This window comes from Agrobacterium sp. YIC 4121 (assembly GCF_002008205.1).
GTDB lineage: Bacteria > Pseudomonadota > Alphaproteobacteria > Rhizobiales > Rhizobiaceae > Agrobacterium > Agrobacterium leguminum.
Map to the genome: position 1 here is coordinate 35803 of NZ_MRDI01000004.1, position 18625 is coordinate 54427.

20 protein-coding genes are annotated in these 18625 nt (G+C 50.4%); 17 read left to right on the top strand and 3 right to left on the bottom strand.

Annotated features, from left to right (window positions below; all coding sequences use genetic code 11):
* Nucleotides 1-11 precede the first annotated feature (11 nt).
* From BTE54_RS07510 to BTE54_RS07545, 8 genes are all read left to right on the top strand, one after another.
* Nucleotides 12-1433 (top strand): hypothetical protein, encoded by a 1422-nt coding sequence (locus BTE54_RS07510; RefSeq protein WP_078051999.1) that lies wholly within the window; start codon nt 12-14, stop codon nt 1431-1433.
* Between the two features lie 30 nt (nt 1434-1463).
* Nucleotides 1464-3506 carry a portal protein gene (locus tag BTE54_RS07515; protein ID WP_078052000.1) on the top strand — a complete coding sequence of 681 codons (2043 nt, stop codon included), beginning with the start codon at nt 1464-1466 and terminating at the stop codon, nt 3504-3506.
* A complete protein-coding gene (locus BTE54_RS07520; RefSeq protein ID WP_078052001.1) occupies nt 3493-3738 on the top strand; it encodes a hypothetical protein in 246 nt (81 codons plus the stop codon). Before BTE54_RS07515 ends, BTE54_RS07520 begins: the two co-directional genes overlap by 14 nt.
* A 38-nt stretch (nt 3739-3776) precedes the next feature.
* Entirely contained in the window at nt 3777-4697 is a 921-nt protein-coding gene (locus BTE54_RS07525) for a hypothetical protein (protein ID WP_078052002.1), read from the top strand.
* An 18-nt stretch (nt 4698-4715) separates the two neighbouring features.
* The gene (locus BTE54_RS07530) at nt 4716-5642 is read left to right on the top strand and encodes a DUF5309 domain-containing protein (RefSeq protein WP_198939100.1); all 927 of its coding nucleotides are present in this window, start codon (nt 4716-4718) and stop codon (nt 5640-5642) included.
* A gap of 116 nt (nt 5643-5758) precedes the next feature.
* Nucleotides 5759-6094, top strand: coding sequence for a hypothetical protein (locus tag BTE54_RS07535; RefSeq protein WP_078052004.1), 336 nt, complete (start codon nt 5759-5761; stop codon nt 6092-6094).
* A gap of 1 nt (nt 6095) precedes the next feature.
* Complete coding sequence (locus BTE54_RS07540; RefSeq protein ID WP_078052005.1) at nt 6096-6656, top strand: hypothetical protein; 561 nt, start codon at nt 6096-6098, stop codon at nt 6654-6656.
* Nucleotides 6650-8161: a hypothetical protein gene (locus BTE54_RS07545; RefSeq protein ID WP_245316570.1), complete on the top strand. Its 1512-nt coding sequence runs from the start codon at nt 6650-6652 to the stop codon at nt 8159-8161. The genes BTE54_RS07540 and BTE54_RS07545 overlap by 7 nt, the downstream gene beginning before the upstream one ends.
* Before the next feature lie 73 nt (nt 8162-8234).
* Here BTE54_RS07545 and BTE54_RS24955 read toward each other — a convergent pair whose 3' ends face one another.
* Nucleotides 8235-8408: a hypothetical protein gene (locus tag BTE54_RS24955; protein WP_158080266.1), complete on the bottom strand. Its 174-nt coding sequence runs from the start codon at nt 8406-8408 to the stop codon at nt 8235-8237.
* A gap of 54 nt (nt 8409-8462) precedes the next feature.
* Between BTE54_RS24955 and BTE54_RS07555 the strand changes: the two genes are divergently transcribed.
* The 8 genes from BTE54_RS07555 to BTE54_RS07585 all read left to right on the top strand — a co-directional run bounded on the left by BTE54_RS07555 (nt 8463) and on the right by BTE54_RS07585 (nt 16918).
* Nucleotides 8463-8852 carry a hypothetical protein gene (locus tag BTE54_RS07555; RefSeq protein ID WP_078052007.1) on the top strand — a complete coding sequence of 130 codons (390 nt, stop codon included), beginning with the start codon at nt 8463-8465 and terminating at the stop codon, nt 8850-8852.
* Nucleotides 8853-8855: 3 nt separating this feature from the next.
* Nucleotides 8856-10250, top strand: coding sequence for a hypothetical protein (locus BTE54_RS07560; protein WP_198939101.1), 1395 nt, complete (start codon nt 8856-8858; stop codon nt 10248-10250).
* Nucleotides 10251-10252: 2 nt separating this feature from the next.
* The gene (locus BTE54_RS07565) at nt 10253-11599 is read left to right on the top strand and encodes a hypothetical protein (RefSeq protein WP_078052008.1); all 1347 of its coding nucleotides are present in this window, start codon (nt 10253-10255) and stop codon (nt 11597-11599) included.
* Nucleotides 11599-12453 (top strand): hypothetical protein, encoded by an 855-nt coding sequence (locus tag BTE54_RS07570; protein ID WP_078052009.1) that lies wholly within the window; start codon nt 11599-11601, stop codon nt 12451-12453. The genes BTE54_RS07565 and BTE54_RS07570 overlap by 1 nt, the downstream gene beginning before the upstream one ends.
* 3 nt (nt 12454-12456) lie before the next feature.
* On the top strand, nt 12457-14580 hold the full coding sequence (locus BTE54_RS07575) for a hypothetical protein (RefSeq protein ID WP_078052010.1): 2124 nt from the start codon (nt 12457-12459) through the stop codon (nt 14578-14580).
* Between the two features lie 39 nt (nt 14581-14619).
* Complete coding sequence (locus BTE54_RS24610; protein WP_143240700.1) at nt 14620-15942, top strand: hypothetical protein; 1323 nt, start codon at nt 14620-14622, stop codon at nt 15940-15942.
* A 101-nt stretch (nt 15943-16043) separates the two neighbouring features.
* On the top strand, nt 16044-16493 hold the full coding sequence (locus BTE54_RS07580; RefSeq protein WP_078052212.1) for a hypothetical protein: 450 nt from the start codon (nt 16044-16046) through the stop codon (nt 16491-16493).
* A gap of 47 nt (nt 16494-16540) precedes the next feature.
* On the top strand, nt 16541-16918 hold the full coding sequence (locus tag BTE54_RS07585) for a hypothetical protein (RefSeq protein ID WP_078052011.1): 378 nt from the start codon (nt 16541-16543) through the stop codon (nt 16916-16918).
* A gap of 19 nt (nt 16919-16937) precedes the next feature.
* On the opposite strand, the gene BTE54_RS07590 is transcribed toward BTE54_RS07585, so the two are convergent.
* Together BTE54_RS07590 and BTE54_RS24615 are read right to left on the bottom strand one after the other, a co-directional pair.
* On the bottom strand, nt 16938-17402 hold the full coding sequence (locus tag BTE54_RS07590; protein ID WP_078052012.1) for a lysozyme: 465 nt from the start codon (nt 17400-17402) through the stop codon (nt 16938-16940).
* Nucleotides 17403-17442: 40 nt separating this feature from the next.
* On the bottom strand, nt 17443-17820 hold the full coding sequence (locus BTE54_RS24615; protein WP_143240701.1) for a hypothetical protein: 378 nt from the start codon (nt 17818-17820) through the stop codon (nt 17443-17445).
* Nucleotides 17821-18275: 455 nt separating this feature from the next.
* Between BTE54_RS24615 and BTE54_RS07595 the strand changes: the two genes are divergently transcribed.
* On the top strand, nt 18276-18572 hold the full coding sequence (locus BTE54_RS07595) for a hypothetical protein (RefSeq protein ID WP_078052013.1): 297 nt from the start codon (nt 18276-18278) through the stop codon (nt 18570-18572).
* Nucleotides 18573-18625 lie beyond the last annotated feature (53 nt).

An 18625-nucleotide genomic window follows, 5' to 3' on the forward strand; every position in this document is an offset into this window, starting at 1 on the left:
CTAAATATCGGATGGCAAATAAAGACGATAATTTACACGAATTAGCAGCACTTATAGACGTTTACCGCGAAGACATCGCCGTTTTCGCGCTTCAGGTTTTTGGCTCTACCCTCACCCTGAAACAGATTGAATTCTGCGAAGCCTTCCGTACCAAGCGCACCATTACCTTTCGCGGCGGTGTCGGTTTCGGCAAGACGCATGCAGAAGCCATTGTGACTTGGTGGGCATTGATCACCCACGATCAGGTTCAGGTTTCGATCTTCGGACCATCGGAGCCGCAGCTACGCGGCGGTATCTGGAAGGAACTCCAGGTTCTCCATGGGAAGATGTCTCCGATCTTCAAAGAGAGCTTTGACGTTCAGGCAACGCGCATCAGCCGCACGGTCAATCCGAGTTCCTGTTTTGCCGAATATCGTCTGGCAAGTGGCGACAAGCCCGACAATGCTCGCGGTATCCATGCCCACAACAACTTCGTAATCGTGGATGAGGCATCCGGCATTGACGACGCCGTTTTCACTGGCGCGCTGCTGAACATTCTTACCGATCCGAACGCGAAGCTCTGTCTCGTATCGAACCCTTCGAAGGCAAGCGGCTTCTTCTGGCGAACCCACTGCGATCCAGACATCCGAGATGAATGGACGCAAGTCCACGGGCAGATGAAGGATAGCCCGCATTTCGATCCCAAAACATTCGAACAGCTTGCACGGAACTATGGCGGTCCACTCAGCCGTGAATATCGCGTCATGGTCCTTGGCGAGTTTCCGCTTTCCGATATTGACGGGCTGATCAGTCGGGAATGGATTGAAACAGCCGTTCTCAACACGGAAGTCGTTCCTGCAACGAATGCGCCTGTCATATGGGGTCTTGATCCGGCTGGCGCTGGTAAGGACAGTTCCGTTCTGGCGATGCGCCATGACAATTTGCTGTTGGGCTTTGAGGAATGGCGCGGACTTGATCCGACACAGTTGGCTTACAAAGTCAGAGACCTTTATCAGTCCACCCCGAAGAACCTTCGACCATCCATCATTGCCGTTGATGCGACCGGTCTTGGTCATGGCGTTTACAGCAACCTGAAAGACTTCGGTCTTCCCGTTCATTCCTGCATTTTCGCCGGAACGCCTACGCGCAATCCAGATCGCTATCATCGTGTCAGAGACCAGATTTGGTTTGAAATGCGCGAATGGTTTCAGACAGAGAATGTCTCCATTACCAATCATCAGCGGCTTATCGAAGAGCTTGTCACGCCGACTTATGATGATGGCTCGGGCAAGATCAAACTTGAAGAGAAGAAGGCAATCAAGAAAAGGCTCGGTCGTTCGCCCGACTATGCCGATGCTTTGGCAATCACTTTTAGCGTCAATCCCTCTCGTTTTCAAAGCAAATACTCTTGGTCAAAGCCAATCGAGTACACGAACCTCCAGAGCTACCAGTGACGCTAAATAGCCTTAAAAGAGAAAGGATTAATGGACGAACAGGCTATTCAAAACAACATCGCGGTTAAGCTGAAAGACGCTGTAAATTTCAGCAATTCGAATATCGCGACCAAGCATGAAACGGCGCTGAAATACTATAAGCGCGCCTATCTACCCGGTGACGACAAAATCAAAGGTCGCTCGAAATGGGTTTCGTCTGAAGTTCAGCAGCGCGTTGACTGGTCCGTTGCCAGCATGATCCGCATCTTCGATAGCCCGGAAAATGTCTGCGAATTCCTGCCATTCGGACCGGAAGACGAAGCGGTTGCACGTCAGCAAACGTCCGTGGTGAACTGGATTTTGAAGACGAAGAACAGCCATCTTTCGTTTCTTCAGCCATGGCTCCAGAACGGTTTTATTTGTGGTTTAGGCATCATCACCGCCGAATTCACAACCGAGACCATTGAAGGTCTTCCCCGCACATTTAAGGGCATTCCAGACGCACAGCTTTTGGCATTCGATCAGCAGGAGGAAGCCGGTCAGATCGTCATTGAGGAAGCTTCCAAACCGTACCTGAACGAAGCTGGTATGTCGGTTCGAGACCTGAAAATCAGAGCCGTTCGCCGTAATCCCATTTTCAACGTCCTGTCTGTGGCTCCCGAAGATTTCATCATTTCCCGAGACGCGAAGATCGATCCCGAAACCGGCGGTATTGCTGCCAAACTTCAGGGACATCGAAAGATCGTGTCGAAAGCTGCCCTTCTTGAAATGGGCTATGACGCCGGCAAGGTGTCCAAGATCGCTCTGGCATCGAGCAAGAGTGATGGAATTGCCTTGGAACGCTCGAAAGACCTTGATGGCGATCAGGGCGTAAGCGGTGATGATGTCGAAGTCTTTGTCGTCTACTGCAAAATGAAGATCGACAAGAAGGCTCGCCACTATCGCTTCACCCTTGCCGGTGGCATCGAAAAGCCTGTCCTGCTCGATTACGAAGAGACCACGCGTTTTTATCCGTATGCACCGTTTGTCCCGTTCCCGCAGGCGGACACCCTCTTCAGCATGGGTATTGCTGACAAGATTGGCGATGATCATATCCTGATCACCCGGTTGAACCGCGCTATCATTGACGATCTGCACAGCCACATAAATCCGACAAAGATCGTGAACCCGGATGCCGTCAATCTGGACGACCTTCTGAACGTTCACCCCGGCTCCATCGTTCGCTCAAACGATCCACAGGCAGGCATCAGCTATTCTATTCCGCCTTTCGCTGGCGGCGATGCGATGCCGGTGATTGCCAATCTATCGAATAGTCTGGATTTCACGACCGGTGTTGGACCGCAAATGGTCTCGCTCAATGCCAGCGATCTTCAGAACGCCACTGCCACAGCGGTCAATTCCCGCAACAACTCCAGTCAGCTTCTGGTCGAAATGATCAGCCGCTATTTTGCTGATACTGGTTACGCGTACATGATTCGCATCGTGATCGATCAGCTTCTTCAGAAACCGGAAGAGGCGCAGGAGTTCATTGCCCGACTGACAAACAACTTCGTGCCGATTGACGAATTCACGCCCGAACTGGATGTGACGACTTCCGTTGCCTTCGGCGTCATGAGCAGAGACCAAAGCGCAGCAGCCTTGAATAATCTTTTGGCACAACAGATGCAGGCGATGCAGGCTGGTCTTCCAATCGCGAATGCTCAGAATATCTACAATACCCTTTCGAAGCTTGCCGAGACCGCAGGATTCAAGAACAGCAGCCTGTTCTTTGTCGATCCTTCCACGCTTCCTCCGCCTCCGCCTGCACAGCCGCCTGTCGATCCAAATGCCGGTCTCATTGAGATGGAAAAGGTCAAGGCTCAGTTGAAGGCGCAATCTGATGAAGCTGATCGCAATTTCGAAATGCAGAAACTGGTTGCTCAACTCCAACAGCAGCAAGCCGAATTCCGTGAAGAGATGGAATTGAAGAGCAAACAGCAGGAGCAAAATTACCTCCTGAAGCTGATGGAATTGGACAAGAAATATTCACAGCCAGACACCCCGATAAGCGACATTCCGCAGATAATGATTGAGGTTCCAAATGAACAATATTGAGAAAGCAAATGCGGCACTTCGCTTGAAGGAAAACGAAGATTTCCGCGATCTGATGAAGTGCATTGAAGCCGAAATTTTCGAAGCGTTCATGAACACGAAATTGGGGCAAGCGGAAGAACTAGATGGCGTTCACCAACTCAGCCATGGCTTCAAGCTGATCAATCAAAGGCTCGATAAATACGTTGAAGTCGCAAAGTTCGAAGCGCAATCGCAGAAAGATGAAGAATACTAAATATTCGAACCAAAAACACTTTAGGAATTACTAAATAGATGGAAATTGAAAGCAACAATCCGGAAGGAACTGCATTAAACATTAATGAAGCGGCTGATCTTATCAGTCAAACTCTCGACGTATCTGAGGACTCTTTTGATGAGAGCAAACCAGACGAGAACGTTGAATTACCGGAAGTGGATGAAGCTCTTGAAGCTCCAGAAACTGACGAGACGCCGGAAGAGCAATATTTCGATATCGATGGTAATCAGGTAAGTCTTAGCGAAATTCGGTCCTCTTATATGAGACAAGCCGACTATACGAAAAAGACGCAGGAAATTGCCGAACAACGGAAGTTCTATCAGGAAAACCAAAGGGACATTAACTCCCTTCGATCTGAAGCATTGGCAGGGATTGAAGCCCTGAAACAGCAAGTTTCAATCGAGTTCCGACAGATGGAATATCCCGATTTCGATTGGCTCGCAGAAAATGACCCGGCGGAATATGTCCGACAGAAAGCCCAATGGGAAAAGCGTGAATACGCCGTTCGCCAAATTTATGAAGCTGAAACTGCCTTGAAGCAGAAAGCAGCCGCATATGAGGAAGAACAGCATAGGTCCGCAATTCAGGAAACGAGCAATCGCTTCTTCGAAAAGTACCCTGATCTGAAGGATAAAAACAAGGCTGACGAAGTTTTCAGTGACATCACTGGATTGCTTTTGGACACTGGCTTTAACGAGCAGGAAATCAAGAGCATCGCTGACTTCCGAATTATCGATCTACTGTACCGAGTTGTTCAGGCTGAAAAAGCACAGAAGGCAATTCCGCAGGTAGTCGAAAAGATCGCGAAGAAGCCGGTTATTTCCGCGAAGGAAAATTCGCGAAAGACGGCTGCTGATTATGATCGTCAATCTTTCGAAAAATTCAACCAATCTCGTAGTGTTGCGGACGCCGCAGCCCTCATCAAAAATTTACTCTAAGAACAAGAAGGTAAGAAAATGCCCACTTTAACCACGACTAATGTCTCCCATGTACGCGAAGATTTGAGCAACGTCATTTCAATGATTTCGCCGGAAGAGACTCCGTTTATTTCCTCAATTGGCAAGACTAAGGCAACCGCTGTCAAGCACGAATGGCTTCAGGATGAACTCGCCGCTGCCAACAAGGACAACGCGATTGCTGAAGGTGCCGATGCAACTGATACGACCCTCAATGGTCCTGTTCGTATTTCGAACGTCACGCAGATTTTCCAGAAGGACATTCGCCTGAGTTCCACGCTGAACGCCGTGAACACGGCAGGCGCGAAGGATGAACTTGCTCGCCAGATCGCCAAGAAAGGGAAAGAACTGAAGCGAGACCAAGAAGCTGCTTATGTCTCTGGCAACGGCTCTGTGGCTGTAGGCGTCCGCAAGCTCGGTGGTGCTGAAGCTTTCATCTCTACGAACGCTCTGCATGGTGCGAACGGCGTATCGACCGGTTTTTCCGGTGGTGTCGTCAATGCTCCTACGGCTGGTACGGCTCGCCCTCTCACCGAAGCACTGTTCATTTCCGCTCTCCAGAAGATTTGGGAAGCTGGCGGCGATCCGAACACGGTAATTGCGCCGGGTGTTCTCAAGTCGAAGATTTCGACCTTCAACGGTGGTTCGACCAAGCAGCAGAACGCAGATAAGAAGACCGTCAATCAGGCTGTAGACCTTTACGTTTCGGATTTCGGTACGGTCACGATCCTTCCGCATCGTTTCATGTCCACTTCGACCGTCATTGCTTACGATCCGGCTCTTTGGAATTCGGCTGTCCTTCGTGGCGTCGAAAAGAAGGAACTCGGCAAGACTGGCGATAGCGAACGCTATATGCTCGTCACCGAAACGACGCTGGAATGCCTCAATGAAAAGGGCAATGCCAAGATCGCTGACTTGAACGGCTAATAATCATAAATTCAAGGAACGAATTAGAGCCTCTCCGGAGGCTCTTTTTTTATGCAAAATCTCTCAAATTCAAGCCGTCGCTAAATACGTCAATAGACATTTTAGAGGCATACTTGATGGACAATTTTCAAGCTGGTGATCTGATCCAATCCGGCTCAATCGTATGGGAAGATACTCCCGATTATACGGTCACGTTGATCCGCGACGGCGACAAAATCATTATCAAAACCGATTACAAAAACATTCAGGCAATGCTCGATGCAAACGCTTCAGAAGCTGCCGATTTCAATCAGACTGGTAAGCATTCCGATGTCGTGAAAGTCGCTGGCATTCCGATTGGATTGTATTTCGATTGGAAACGCGAAGGCATTACCGACGATTCTGAAGCGATGAAGCGCCGTCTCAATGACGCTGATTATGCAAAGTTTCGCGTGAACAATTGGAGGCTCTGATATGACCTATCAAGAGTTTCTTACGCTTATCAAAAGCTACACGATCCGTGACGATGCACCGATCAACAGTTTCATTCTTCGTGCTGAAAGCCATCTTCGCCCGATTGTTCGCCATTACCGATCCGAAAAGACCATTGTCCTTTCCATCACCGACGACATTGCCGATTTGCCTGCCGACTTCATCGAAATTCGCGCCATTACCGGCATTGCGAAGCGATACAAACCTGTTTCCATCAACAGTGCCACGCTGACTTGTGACGAGGTTGGCTATTATCGCATCTCCGAAAAGCTGATCTTCGCCGGTCAAGCCGAAGATACGGTCAAGCTTACCTACTATTCAGCCTTTACGCCGTTGACCGAGACCAATTCCAACTGGCTCTTCGATAATTTCCAGAACGTCTACATTTCAGCCGTCCTTAGGGAATTCTACCGTTGGGAAAAGGACGCCGAAGGTATCGCGTCTGAACAGAGTGCTTTGAACGAAGCTCTTAGCGTTCTGGCGGAAGATGACAGGCGCGGACGCATGACCGGCTCTATCACGCTTGGTGGTCCAACATGGTAATCGACCAGCCTTTCACGTCTTGGACCCCCGATCTTCCCGCGCTCAACAATCCCGGCGTTGTTCGTGCCCATAATGGAACGCCCGGGCGCGGTTCGTTTGCCGGTGGTGTCACGTTCTTCCCGATGAAAGCTGCATCGCTGTATTCTGATACGGCAATGGCTTCGCGCCCGCTCGGCACTGCTATTGGTCAGAATGCATCTGGTGATGCGAAGGTCTATGGCGGCGATGCCACGGCACTTTACAAACTCTCGCCCTCCACCCGCCAGTGGACGAACATCTCCCGATCAGGCGGCTATCTGACAACCGGCAAAGAACGCTGGAAATCGGTCGAATTCGGAAGCCTGCAACTCTTCACCAACTTCAGTGATGAACCCCAATTCATCGATATGAATCAGGATATCCAGTTCGCCAAGCTGACGACGCTGGTAAAAGGCAAACATATCGCCACTCACAAGGGCTTCACGATCCTTGGGAACACATATGACGCCCTTGACGGCGCTGTGCCCTATCGCATCCGCTGGAGCGGCATAGAGGCTCCTTCGGATTGGACCTTCAATCCTTCCACGCAATCCGATTTTCAGGATGTCCACGGCTACGGCTCCATCATGGGTATCGTTACGGATGATCAGTGCTGGATACTGCTCCAGCGCGGTATCGTTCAGATGCAATATATCGGTGCGCCCTACGTTTTCAGCTTCACAGACCGCGTAGTTGGAAAAGGCTGTTCAGTGGCGGAGTCCGTAATTTCGGTTGAAGGGCGACATTTCTTCCTATCCGAAGATGGCTTTTACCTTCTTAGCGGTGGTGGTCTCACCCCAATCGGTTCCGGCAGAATGGACAAGTGGTTTCTGCAAAATGCCGATCCCGACAAACTGCACCTCATGTCAGTTGCCGCCGATCCCCGAGAGACCCTAATTTATTGGTCGTTCTGCTCGGTCAATTCCCCGAACGGGCATCCTGATATGATGCTGATCTTCAATTATCAGACCGGCGAATGGTCAACGGCTGATGCGACAGCGGACATGATCTTCAATTCAATTTCTCTGCCATGGACGATTGACCAGTTGGATACGTATGGAACGCTGGACAATGTTCCTGCCTCTTTTGACGATCCCATATGGTCAGGTGGCAAGTCTATGCTTTGGGCAATGAGCAATGAAGGGGCTGTCTATTCATTCTCGGGTCAGACGCTCGAACTATCGATTGAGACGCCGGAATATCAGCTTTCGAAAGTTCTACCCAATCAAACAGGTGCGGATATCGCATCCATTTCCAGAACAAGACCATTGTTTGAAGGCAATGGAACGGCTCGGATTCAGGTCGGTACTCGCAAGCTCCTTTCCGATCCAATCCAGTGGTCAGATTTGAAAGATACAAGCTCAGAAACCGGCTTTGCTTATTTCCGTGAAAAGTCACGTTTTCAGCGTTTCCGCGTCAGAATTTCTGGTGATTGGAAGACTGCATTTGCTGTTCAGATCGACGGGCAGACGGCGGGAAAACGCTAAATAGCGTAATGGAAAGAGTCTACGATCATACGAATACAAGACAGATCACAAGCGTTGTAAATCAAATTGCCAGTCAGTTTGATAATACCGGCTCTGTGACTTTGACGAATTCGACCACTTCGACAATGGTTACGAATCCCAAGGTCAACAGCCAGAGTAAAATCTTCCTCCAGCCAAGAACGACTGCTGCCGCCTCTGCTTTTGGATCAACATATATTTCCGCAATAAATGGCGGCTCATTCGTCATAACTCATGCTTCTGCAACGACTGCCAGAACATTCGATTACGTGGTGTTCAACGTATGATGCAGATGGGTTTCAGCGAAGAAGAATATGCGCGGGTTAGAAGTTGGCTGCTGTCTGCTTTTGGACGAACTCCAGCGGTTTTCGATGAAGACGAAATGCTTGAAAGGCTGCGCAAATCCGAATGGCATCTTGTCACGGCTGATCGCTCCGCATGTGTGCTTGAACTTTGCAAATATGAAGGGGAATGGATCGCAAACGTTCTGCTTTTGGGTGGTGAAAAGAACAAGTCCTTGAAAGAAATCATGCACTGCCAAGTCGTTCTTTGTCGGTTCCTGAAAGATCAAGGATTTACAAAACTGGTCGGAACTCCCCGCCCTGAATGGCATAAACTAATCCTGAAATACGGCTTCGAAAAACAAGAAGAAGAATTCATAAAGAGGCTTTAATCAATGGCGTCAACTCCCAAGACAACAACCACAACGACTTCCACGGAGCCATGGAGCGGGTCAAAACAGTATCTGCTTGATCAGTATGCGACTCTCGACAATCTCTATAAGTCTGGCGCTCCCCAAGCATATCAAGGCTCGCTCATTGCTGATCAATCTCAGGCAACGAAAGACGCTTTAAGTCAGGCGGAAAACATTGCCAGAAACGGCAATACGTCCACGCTGACGAACGCAACGAACGCCGTCAATTCGGTGATGAATAGCGCTGGAAATCAGCAAGCGCAGAACACTTATTCTCAGCTTCAGAATACGAGTAATTTTGCACCAAATCCGACCAATATGATTGCTTCCAATATTGCCAATGGACAATTTGCAAGCGGTCAGACTTCGAACAACCCGGCGATGCAGTATCTTCAAAAGACTGCTTCCGGAGCGAATATCGGCAACAATCCGTATCTTTCTCAGATGGTTTCGAACCAGCAAGACCAGATTGCCAACAAGCTGAAGAACATCACCAATCCCGGCATTGACAGTCAGGCGGCTGCGATTGGTCGTATGGGTTCCGGCGCTTACGCTACTCAACGGAATAATGCGGAAACTACCGCCGCCAATGAAATGGCGAAGGTTGCGACTGACATGTACGGCAACCAGTACAATCAGGATGTCTCGAACCAGATGAATGCAGCGAATGCCTATGGCTCGCTCTATAATCAGGACATCGCCAATAACCAGAACCAGCAAGCGAATGATCGTTCCTACCAGCTTTCCGGCATGAACGCGCTGAGCAACAACTATCAGAACTCGATTTCCAACATGCTTGGCTTGAATGACCAAAAGCTGAACGCGGCGAATGCTTCTGTTGCAGCGGACTCCAGTCTGGCTTCGCAGAAGCTCAATGCCGCCAACATGGCTGGTCAGACCTATCAGAACCAGTACCTGCCATCTCAGCAACTGGCGAATGTTGGGGCAAGTCAGGATTCACGTCTGGATGCTCTCAAGGCGGCTGAAATTGGTTCTTGGGATCAACAGCAACAGCAGCCGATTATGAATGCTGCGAACTTCATCAACCTGCTCAATGGTGGCGGCTACAATAGCCAGACATCACAGACGCCGGTCTATTCGAATACTGGCGGTCAAATTCTTGGCGGCTTGTCGTCGCTCGCCGGGTTGTTCGCACTTTGCCAAGCGTCTGAGAAAATCCTGCACAAGCATGTTGGATTCATGCCGCTGACGAATGGTGATCGCATCGCGATTTACGAATTCACGTACAAGAACGACCCCGATCAGCAGCGTTGGTATGGACCTATCGCGGAAGAAGTTAATCGCAAGACGGATGCTGCAATCGAAATCGAAGGGAAGCTCCATGTCGATGTAAACAAGCTCATGGAGGTAGCGTAATTATGGCTGGCGTATTTGATTTCCTTTTCAAAAAGAAACCCAATGGTGAAGACGACCTGAAAGCCGTTCTCACTCCTGAACAGGCGAAGAAGGAAAACCTCCTGTCTCAGTTCCTGCCGGAAGATGCCGACAAGCGTCAGTCGCTCGCCCAAAGCCTTTTGCTTGGTGGCGCTGCGATGATGGCGGCTGGCGGTCCTTCTGAGAAGCCTACAAACCTTCTCCAGATTGTTGGGCAAGGTCTCGGCAATGGCGTGGGTGCATACAATGCCAACATGGACGGCATTGCTGATCGTCAGACGAAAGGAATTACCAACCGGGCAAATCAGGTGAAGCTTCAGAATGTACAGGACGCGCAGAATCGCGCTTCTACCTTCATTGAAAAATATGGTTCGCCTTCCGAGAACGGCTATTCGATTGAGGCGCTTTTTGCGCTCCATCAGATGCAGATTGCCAATGGTGATGACGCTGGCGCACGGGAGACGCAGGGGCAAATCCAAAAGTTGCAGCAGCATGCCGCAGACAATGGAATGGTCCTTGGAGAAGACGGTTCCTATCGACTGGCGGATGGCTATGGAAAGAGCGTCTTCGATACAAAAAAGGCGGAAAGCCTCGGTTCGGCTGTTGGGCAGAATGCCGAGATTACCTCCGATCAGAAAGATTATCAGTTCGGCGTCGAAAACCCCGATTTCCGCAAATACGAATTCACAAAAAAGAACGACACCAATATCAACGTCAATACGGCTCCTAAAGACGGGAAGATTTTCGAAGAGTTCATTGACGAACGGAAAGGCGCGACTTCCGCCGTCGCTGGTCTGAAATCGAACTTCGAAGCGCAGAACGCGATCAGATCAGGAGCCATTACCGGTGCCATGGCTGATAAGCGGCTATATCTCCAGAAGGTCGGCGCATTGCTTGGCGTGGCTGACACCAAGGAAATCCAGAACACGGAAACCTTCCAGTCGGCTGTTGCTCCCATGGTCGGTGCGATGATCAAGGATATTGTCGGTTCCGCCAATATCTCGGATAGCGACCGTGCGTTCGCAGAAAAGGCGGCAGGCGGCAATATCAGCCTTGATGAAGGCTCCATCCTTCGCCTGCTCGAAATTCAGGAAAAGGTCGCGAAAGACAAGATCGCCACTTACAGTTCTCGGGTAGATGCCATTTATCCTGATACGCCCGAAAACGAGAAGCAACGCGCATTTCTCAAGGGCGGCATTGCTGTTCCTGAAAAGCGTTCGGCTGTTGAAACAGTCGTCGTTGGTTCCGAAGCTGCATATGATGCTGTTCCGGCTGGTGCAGCCTACCGCTTCAGTGACGATCCGGCTGATATGGTTCGGAGGAAGCGCTGATGGTCAATTACATCCGCTATGCCAATCAGGGTGCTACTCGCAATCGTGAGCTTTCCGAAGAGCTTCTGAAACGGCTTGGCTATCTGGAAAACATGCGTGTCACTGCCGAAGTTTTTTCAGGTGGACAGCCAGGAATCGAGGAAGGCGGTAATCGCGTCGGCTCAACCCGGCACGATCACGGCGGCGCGGCTGATGTTTTCTTCTATAAAGACGGCAAGAAGCTGGATTGGGCAAACGATCAGGATCGCCCGATCTTTCAGCAGATTGTCAGCGAAGGCAAAGCAAACGGCATTACCGGTTTCGGTGCCGGTCCCGGTTATATGCAGCAAGGTTCAATGCATATCGGTATGGGTTCGCCGGGTGTTTGGGGTGCCGGTGGCAAAGGTGACAATGCGCCGGAATGGTTGAAAGCTGCCTACAATGGCGCTCCCTCCCAAGCCAAGCCCGATATCGTCTCGGAAGTTATTGCTGCCGCCGATCCTGCATCAGTGCCAAAGCAAATTCCCGGCACTGAAACACTTGCTCTTGCTCAAAAGGCGGAAGAGTCGAAAAGCCGTAATGGTGTTCTGATCGATGCATACAATAATCTGACTGGTTCTGACGTTCAGATCGGTGACAAAATTCTTGGCATGGACACCGATAAAGTGACGAAGGGTTTCAGCCCGATCGGTGATTTCGCCAAGACCCTCGCAGAACAGGATGCCGCGCTAAATAGCCAAATACAGGCAACAGCAAGGGCACAAGGCGGTAGGATCGGTGGCGGAAGCCCCGTAGAAATCGCCATTCTTTCTTCATTGCCAGAACAACGCAAACGCCGGGGCGGTCTCTCCGGGCTTGGAGGCTTCACGCTTTAAGATATGGACGATTGGAAGAAGAAAATTATTGAACGTGATGGCGGTGCCATTCCCGATTGGAAGCGCAAGATCATCGAGAAAGATAGCGGCACCAACGTATTCGAAAATGCCGGTCCCGATCCTCGCGATATCTCTGACGACGCAGGCGATGCACCTTGGAATGTCCGTATGGAGGTTGGTGCACTCGATAAGCCCGAAGACCGACTGAAGGCGATTCAAAAGACATATCCCGATGCAAAACCCTATGGCGACGACAACTTCATTTTCACAGATGAGAAAGGCAGGACGCGGCTTTACAATACGGAAAGCTGGTTTCCGTCTCTTGGCGACTTTGCGTCTATCACTCCTGAAATCGGTGAAACGGTTGGCGGCGCTGTTGGTGGTGTTCTCGGTGGTATCGGCGGCGGTGCTGTTGGTTCTGCCGTTCCTGTGATTGGAACAGGTGTTGGTGCCTTTAGTGGCGCAGTAACTGGTGCTGGCGGCGGTTCTGTCGCAGGTCGTGAAGGTGTCCAGCGCGGCTTGAACTGGATGTTCGGCAATGAAGACACTCGAACCGGTTCTGAACAAGCTATCGATATGGGCAAAACGTTCGCGATGGGTGCGGCTGGCGAAGGTGCCGGTCGTGCGGTTGGTGCTGGCTGGAAAGCTGGTAAAAACGCCTACAAGAAGATGCTGGTCGGTGAAGTTGATGATGTTGCTAAAGCTCAATCGAGATTGGCAGACCTGAACGCTATCGGCGCTGATAATCCACTTCCCGGCATGGTCAACGGAAATCCGCGCACATCGAAATTTGAACATGCGCTATCTTCGCTTCGAAACGGTGACGAGATTCAGAAGCGCATTGACGATGCTCATCAGGCGATGGACGGCGAATTCGACCGGATTGTTTCGGGAACAGGAACTGCCAAAACGCAGGCGGAACTTGGTGAACTTCTAAAAGAGCAGGCAAAGCTTGCGAAACAAGCTGGCTTCCAACGTTCCAACCAATTGTACGACCGTGTTGGCGAGAAGGTGACTTCTCCAGCCGTCATCGACAATACGTCCTCCTTCTTGCAGAAGCTGAAGTCGGATCGCGATGCCATGGGCAGTTTCGACAAACGCGCAATCGGTTCGCAGACGGACAGCGTGATTGATGATGCGACCGCCATTCTGGAAGACGCGCAGAACGGCATGACCTTCGATCAGCTTCAGAAAGCTCGAACGATTATTGGTCAACGGGCGAAAGACACGGACGACAAGGTTCTCTCAAAGCATCTCAACGGTTTGTACGGCGCATTGACTGCCGACATGGAAAAGACCGCCCTCGCTTCTGGTGAAGATGCTGCCCAAGCATGGCGCAAAGCCAATAATCAGTACAGGCGGCACATGGACCCGGTGAAGGGCTTCGGCAAAGGCAGTGCTGCCGATAAAATCATCCAAGCTCCGGATACCGACAAGATTTGGCAATTCGCGACCGAGACGACCAATCGCGGTGGAAACCGTATCGCGCAAATTCGTAGAACTGTTGAGAAATCCGAAGGCGGCAAAGACGCTTGGGCTGATGTTGTTTCCAGCAGCATCGAACAGCTTGGCAAGTCCACGGATGTTGAAGGGGTGGAGCAATTCAATTCGACCATGTTCCTGAACAAGTGGTCCAAGATGTCTCCCGAAGCGAAAGACGCCATCTTTAAGGGCACGAAGAACCAGCAATACCGACAGGATTTGGACAGGCTTGCTCGTATCTCAAACAACATGAAGCAGTATGCTCGGGGTGCCAACCATTCGAATAGTCAGACGCATAAGCAGATGCTCGACAACATCAATCCGTTGGACAAAAACAACGTGCTGACTTCCGCGCTCGGCATGGCGGCGGGTGTTGAGCCGATGTCCGCACTTGCCATCGGAGCGGCAAAGGGTGCCGCAAAAGCTGGAGCGAACAAGCTTTTCACCAACAGTCGCATGGCGCTTTTCAAGAACCCGGAAACGGTCGCATGGCTTGCAGATATTCCCAAGGCAGAGATGCAGAAAGGCGGAATGCAGGGGCACATGAAGAAGCTCATGGAAATCCGCAAACGCACTTCTGATCAGGCTGTTGCAACTGCCATTGCCGATTACTTCCGCGATCTTGGCTACGAAGACGACCAATAATCTAAATAAAATCAATAATAATAAGAGGGCGAAAAGCTCATGACAGATTTAATTTCTCCCGATTGGAAAGAGCTTGATGCCGACAACACTCAGCCTTCCCCGAACGGCGTACAAGGCGGATATAGCCCTTCTGCCGTTGCTCCAATTATCCGCTCAATTCGTGGATCGTTGAAGCGTTTTTATAATCAAGCAAATCCTGTTTACACCTCTTCGGGAACCGGCAACGCCTATGTTCTCACATTTGAGGCGACACCAGCCGGATATTCGAAAGGCATTGTCTATCGCTTTTGGGCGCATGCGACGAACACTGGCGCAGCGACTTTGAACATCAACCAACTTGGAACAAAGGCAATAGTATCTGGTGTTGACGGTTCTCCCTTGATCGCTGGTCAAATTGTGTCCGGGCGCATGGTCGAAGTTGTCTACAACGGCACGGCTTTTGAGTTGGTAAGTCTCGCCTTCACGCCGGTTGAACAGGGTGGCGGCACTAATCAAGGAAGCGCCAAGATTTCTCTGGGCATGAGTTCTGGCAACAGGCTTCTTATGCAAGCGGATAGCACGGATTTCGGTGACACGTTCCCAATCAATATCAATGGAAACGCTACCACTGTTGGCGGATATGCTCCCGCCGCTCTTCCCGTTTCCACACCTGTCCAAACAGCATTGGATTTGAAAGCGAATTTGGTTTCACCTGCATTAACCGGATCGCCAACCGCACCAACGGCGGCACAAGGTAATAATTCGACTCAAGTATCAACGACTGCCTATGTCGATACCGGTCTACAAGCGATTATCGACCGCTTCTCCGATCCGTGGGCTTGTCAGCCTCTTGGTACATTGATTTATGCTAATATGGGCGTGTCAGGATTTGTGCCGCCTTCCACAAACAAGGCATATAAGTACATCCTGCTATCGGCTGGTGCATCCGCATATAATGGCACGATGATCATTGATGAGACATTGACTGGCACTGCTCCCAATATTACGTCCACTGGGCGCATCAATCTGCCCAGTTCGCCTTTTCATGGTCAGATTATAAATCTCATCAATACGGAAAGACGTTCGCTTCGTCCCGGTTCTCCCGGCACTCTACAGGACGGTCAAATCGTATCGCACGTACATACGGGAACGACTGCGGAATCGGGATGGCACGAGCACGAACTGCCTTCGTCGCTGTGGTCGAACGACCCGGGAGGCAATAAAGTACCCGGCGTGCAGGACGGTTATTACAACCAGAACATTGGCGGTCGTCGCACTCTGGGCGGAGGTCAACACGCGCACGTCTTCACGACCAATGCGACTGGTGGCGACGAAACACGCGTGCGAAATATCGGCGTCAACGTCTACATGCGAATTCTCTGAAAATAACCGTCTTGATAATTAAAGTTGTGGTCGATCTTCCGATTCAATTGCGTTTGCCCGCGAAGCAAATACTGTGGCTTCGTCTATTACTTGGGGGAACTATGAAGAAGATTTTTGTTGCTGGCGTCGTGCTTTGCGCGATGCTCTCAAGCTGTGCGACCACGAGTGAAATGCCGCTCGCACCAAATGCGGTGCGATTGGACACGAATGCGAGTGGTTTGATTTTCACGAGTGCTGCCGGTGCCATCACCATGAAAAAGGCGGCTGAAGCCACTGTAAAACGCGGATACACCCATTTCAGGCTTGATCAGGTCGCCACTGCGCAGGGGTCTCGTTTCGTTGGAATGAATACGAATACGTATGGCAATGCTTCTGCGAACGTCTACGGCAATACCGCTTACGGCACGTACAGTGCGAACTCCTTCAGCACGCCGATGTATGCGCCGACAGCACAGATCGGCGTAACGGTGGTGATGTTCCATGCGAACGAAGCTGGAGCCAAGGGCGCATTCAATGCTGCTGAAGTGATCAAAAAGAATGGTAAGATTTAGTCGTTTCGAAAAAGACCGAACTCAGCCTTACCTTTTGGGGGAATTGAATGAAGACGACTTTACTACTCTGTGCAGCGGCGATGGCATTGGCTGGTTGCCAAACTCCAGCGCCACAATCTGTTTTGGATTCGCAACGTCCACCGTCCAGACTGATTAAACGTGACTATCTGGAAGCCATGCGCGGAACTATCAAAGCCGGTGATTTTACGAAAGCCGAGATTTCGAGTGTAGTGCTGCTCGATCCTAAAAAGCAGATTTACGCTTTTTGCACACGTACAGCAGAACGTTCCAATCCCGATTGGTCGTATATTGGCGTAGCCGTGTACAAGAATTTGGGCGTGGACTCCTCAAAGAATGACTACCGCTGCCGTGACAAGCGCTTGCGGTACTATAATTTTCCTGAGTTGCTGAACATGAAGTTCTGATTGCGAATGACGATTAGAGTTAGCCTGATTTGAACAGGTCAAATTCTGCCTTCCTTCGAATGGTCAAACCGCGCAAGGGTGTGAGAACACCTTTCACCCTTGCCTTGTCCCATTGAAGCCACGACTTCCCGATCTCTGTAATCGGCGCTTTTCCGTTGATCTTCTTGAGAAGGGGTGAGCTTGATAAGGCTCCAAGCCCGAGATTGAACGCGAACGATACGAGCGCGCCGAACTGGTTGTCCGTCATTGGCACTTTGACCAGCCTTGCCACGCCTTTCTCAAATTCAGCTAAATCAAGGGCAAGCAGTCGATCAGCTTCGTTTTGGGTGATTGGCTTCCCGCGCTTCACATCAGCCAAAGTGACTGTCTTGGTATGTCCGTATCCGATGGTCGGAATGTTTGCGGGACAGAGATAGGCTTTGAGTTTACAGCCTTCAGCCGCCTTGATGATCTGAAGAGCTTTTGGGGATGTTTTGTTGTTCATCCATTATGTAGACGAACAGGAACACCCCCGATTTTCCCGCTTAGTGAAGGGTAGGCTTTCTTACCGTTGGCTTCGTCCGCTTCTTGTAAGGACGTGGTGCACGGCGATTACGAGACTGTTCCGCGTCAGTTGCCCAACGAACATTGCCGGGTTCGTATCCGCGCTCGTTGTCGATACGCTCGATGGAGTGACCGGAGGACGGACGAAGACCGACTTCCCGGGCGAACGCTTCAAAACTCTCAAAATGACAGAGAATGCCTCTTCCACCATAATCGGCATAGCGCGGGTGGTTTTCATTGCGGCAACGAGCAAGGATATTGATGTAGCAACGATAGAGGGAATATTTCTCGAAATCTTCAGACTTGCTGAAACCGTGCTTCTTGCTGTTAAGTTCATCAAAGTAATTGTTTAAATCCATTAGTAAATCTCCTGTTTTTGAATTCAGGAGTATTTAGAAAATTACGGATTTCTGGATTTCACCGCACCGAGCGACTACAATCTTCAGTCAGTGCTGCATCAAAAAATGCTACAAGAAAAATGACGGACTGCTACATTACGGCTATTGACAGCCCGACAGAAATAATTGATTTTATTGAGTAATTCGATATCTCAAAACAGGATTGGCGTTTCTCGTGGACGCCAATTTCCTGCAAAACGCAGCAAAAACAATGTTATAGTTTGAGCGCGGCCCAGCGCGGCTGATAGCCGTTTGGCAGGTCTCTACTTCGACCGGAGTCTTAGTGACATCCTTCACGAACACGAGAAATTAAAAGCTTCAAAAGGGAACGTTGAAAGCGGGCAATTGCTTCCTATTTCCTATCTGTGATGATGAAGCGCCTGTCAAAATTAGTTGCGCTAGAGGAAGGAGATTTGATGATCGACGAATATGGTCCATATGTGCAGATGTCCACGCTTGGAGAACAGATGGCTGCCTGCTACCAGACGGATGCAAATCTCGTATTGGAACCGCATCTGGCGCATTACATGGACGAGGTGGAGATCAATATCGCCGCCGATAGTTTTAATCACGTTGGCTTTCTGAACAACATCACAAGCCGGCTACAGGTGACACTGACGGCAACGACCAATCCCAGGCGCCGGGAATTTCTACAAGCCGTTGTGGCTTCGCTTCAGGAGCGGATCCACCGCCATTCACTCGATGTGGCGTAATAGAGCTTCGTCGTCAATCTTGTACAATCGCTTGCTGCATATCTTTGGCAAGA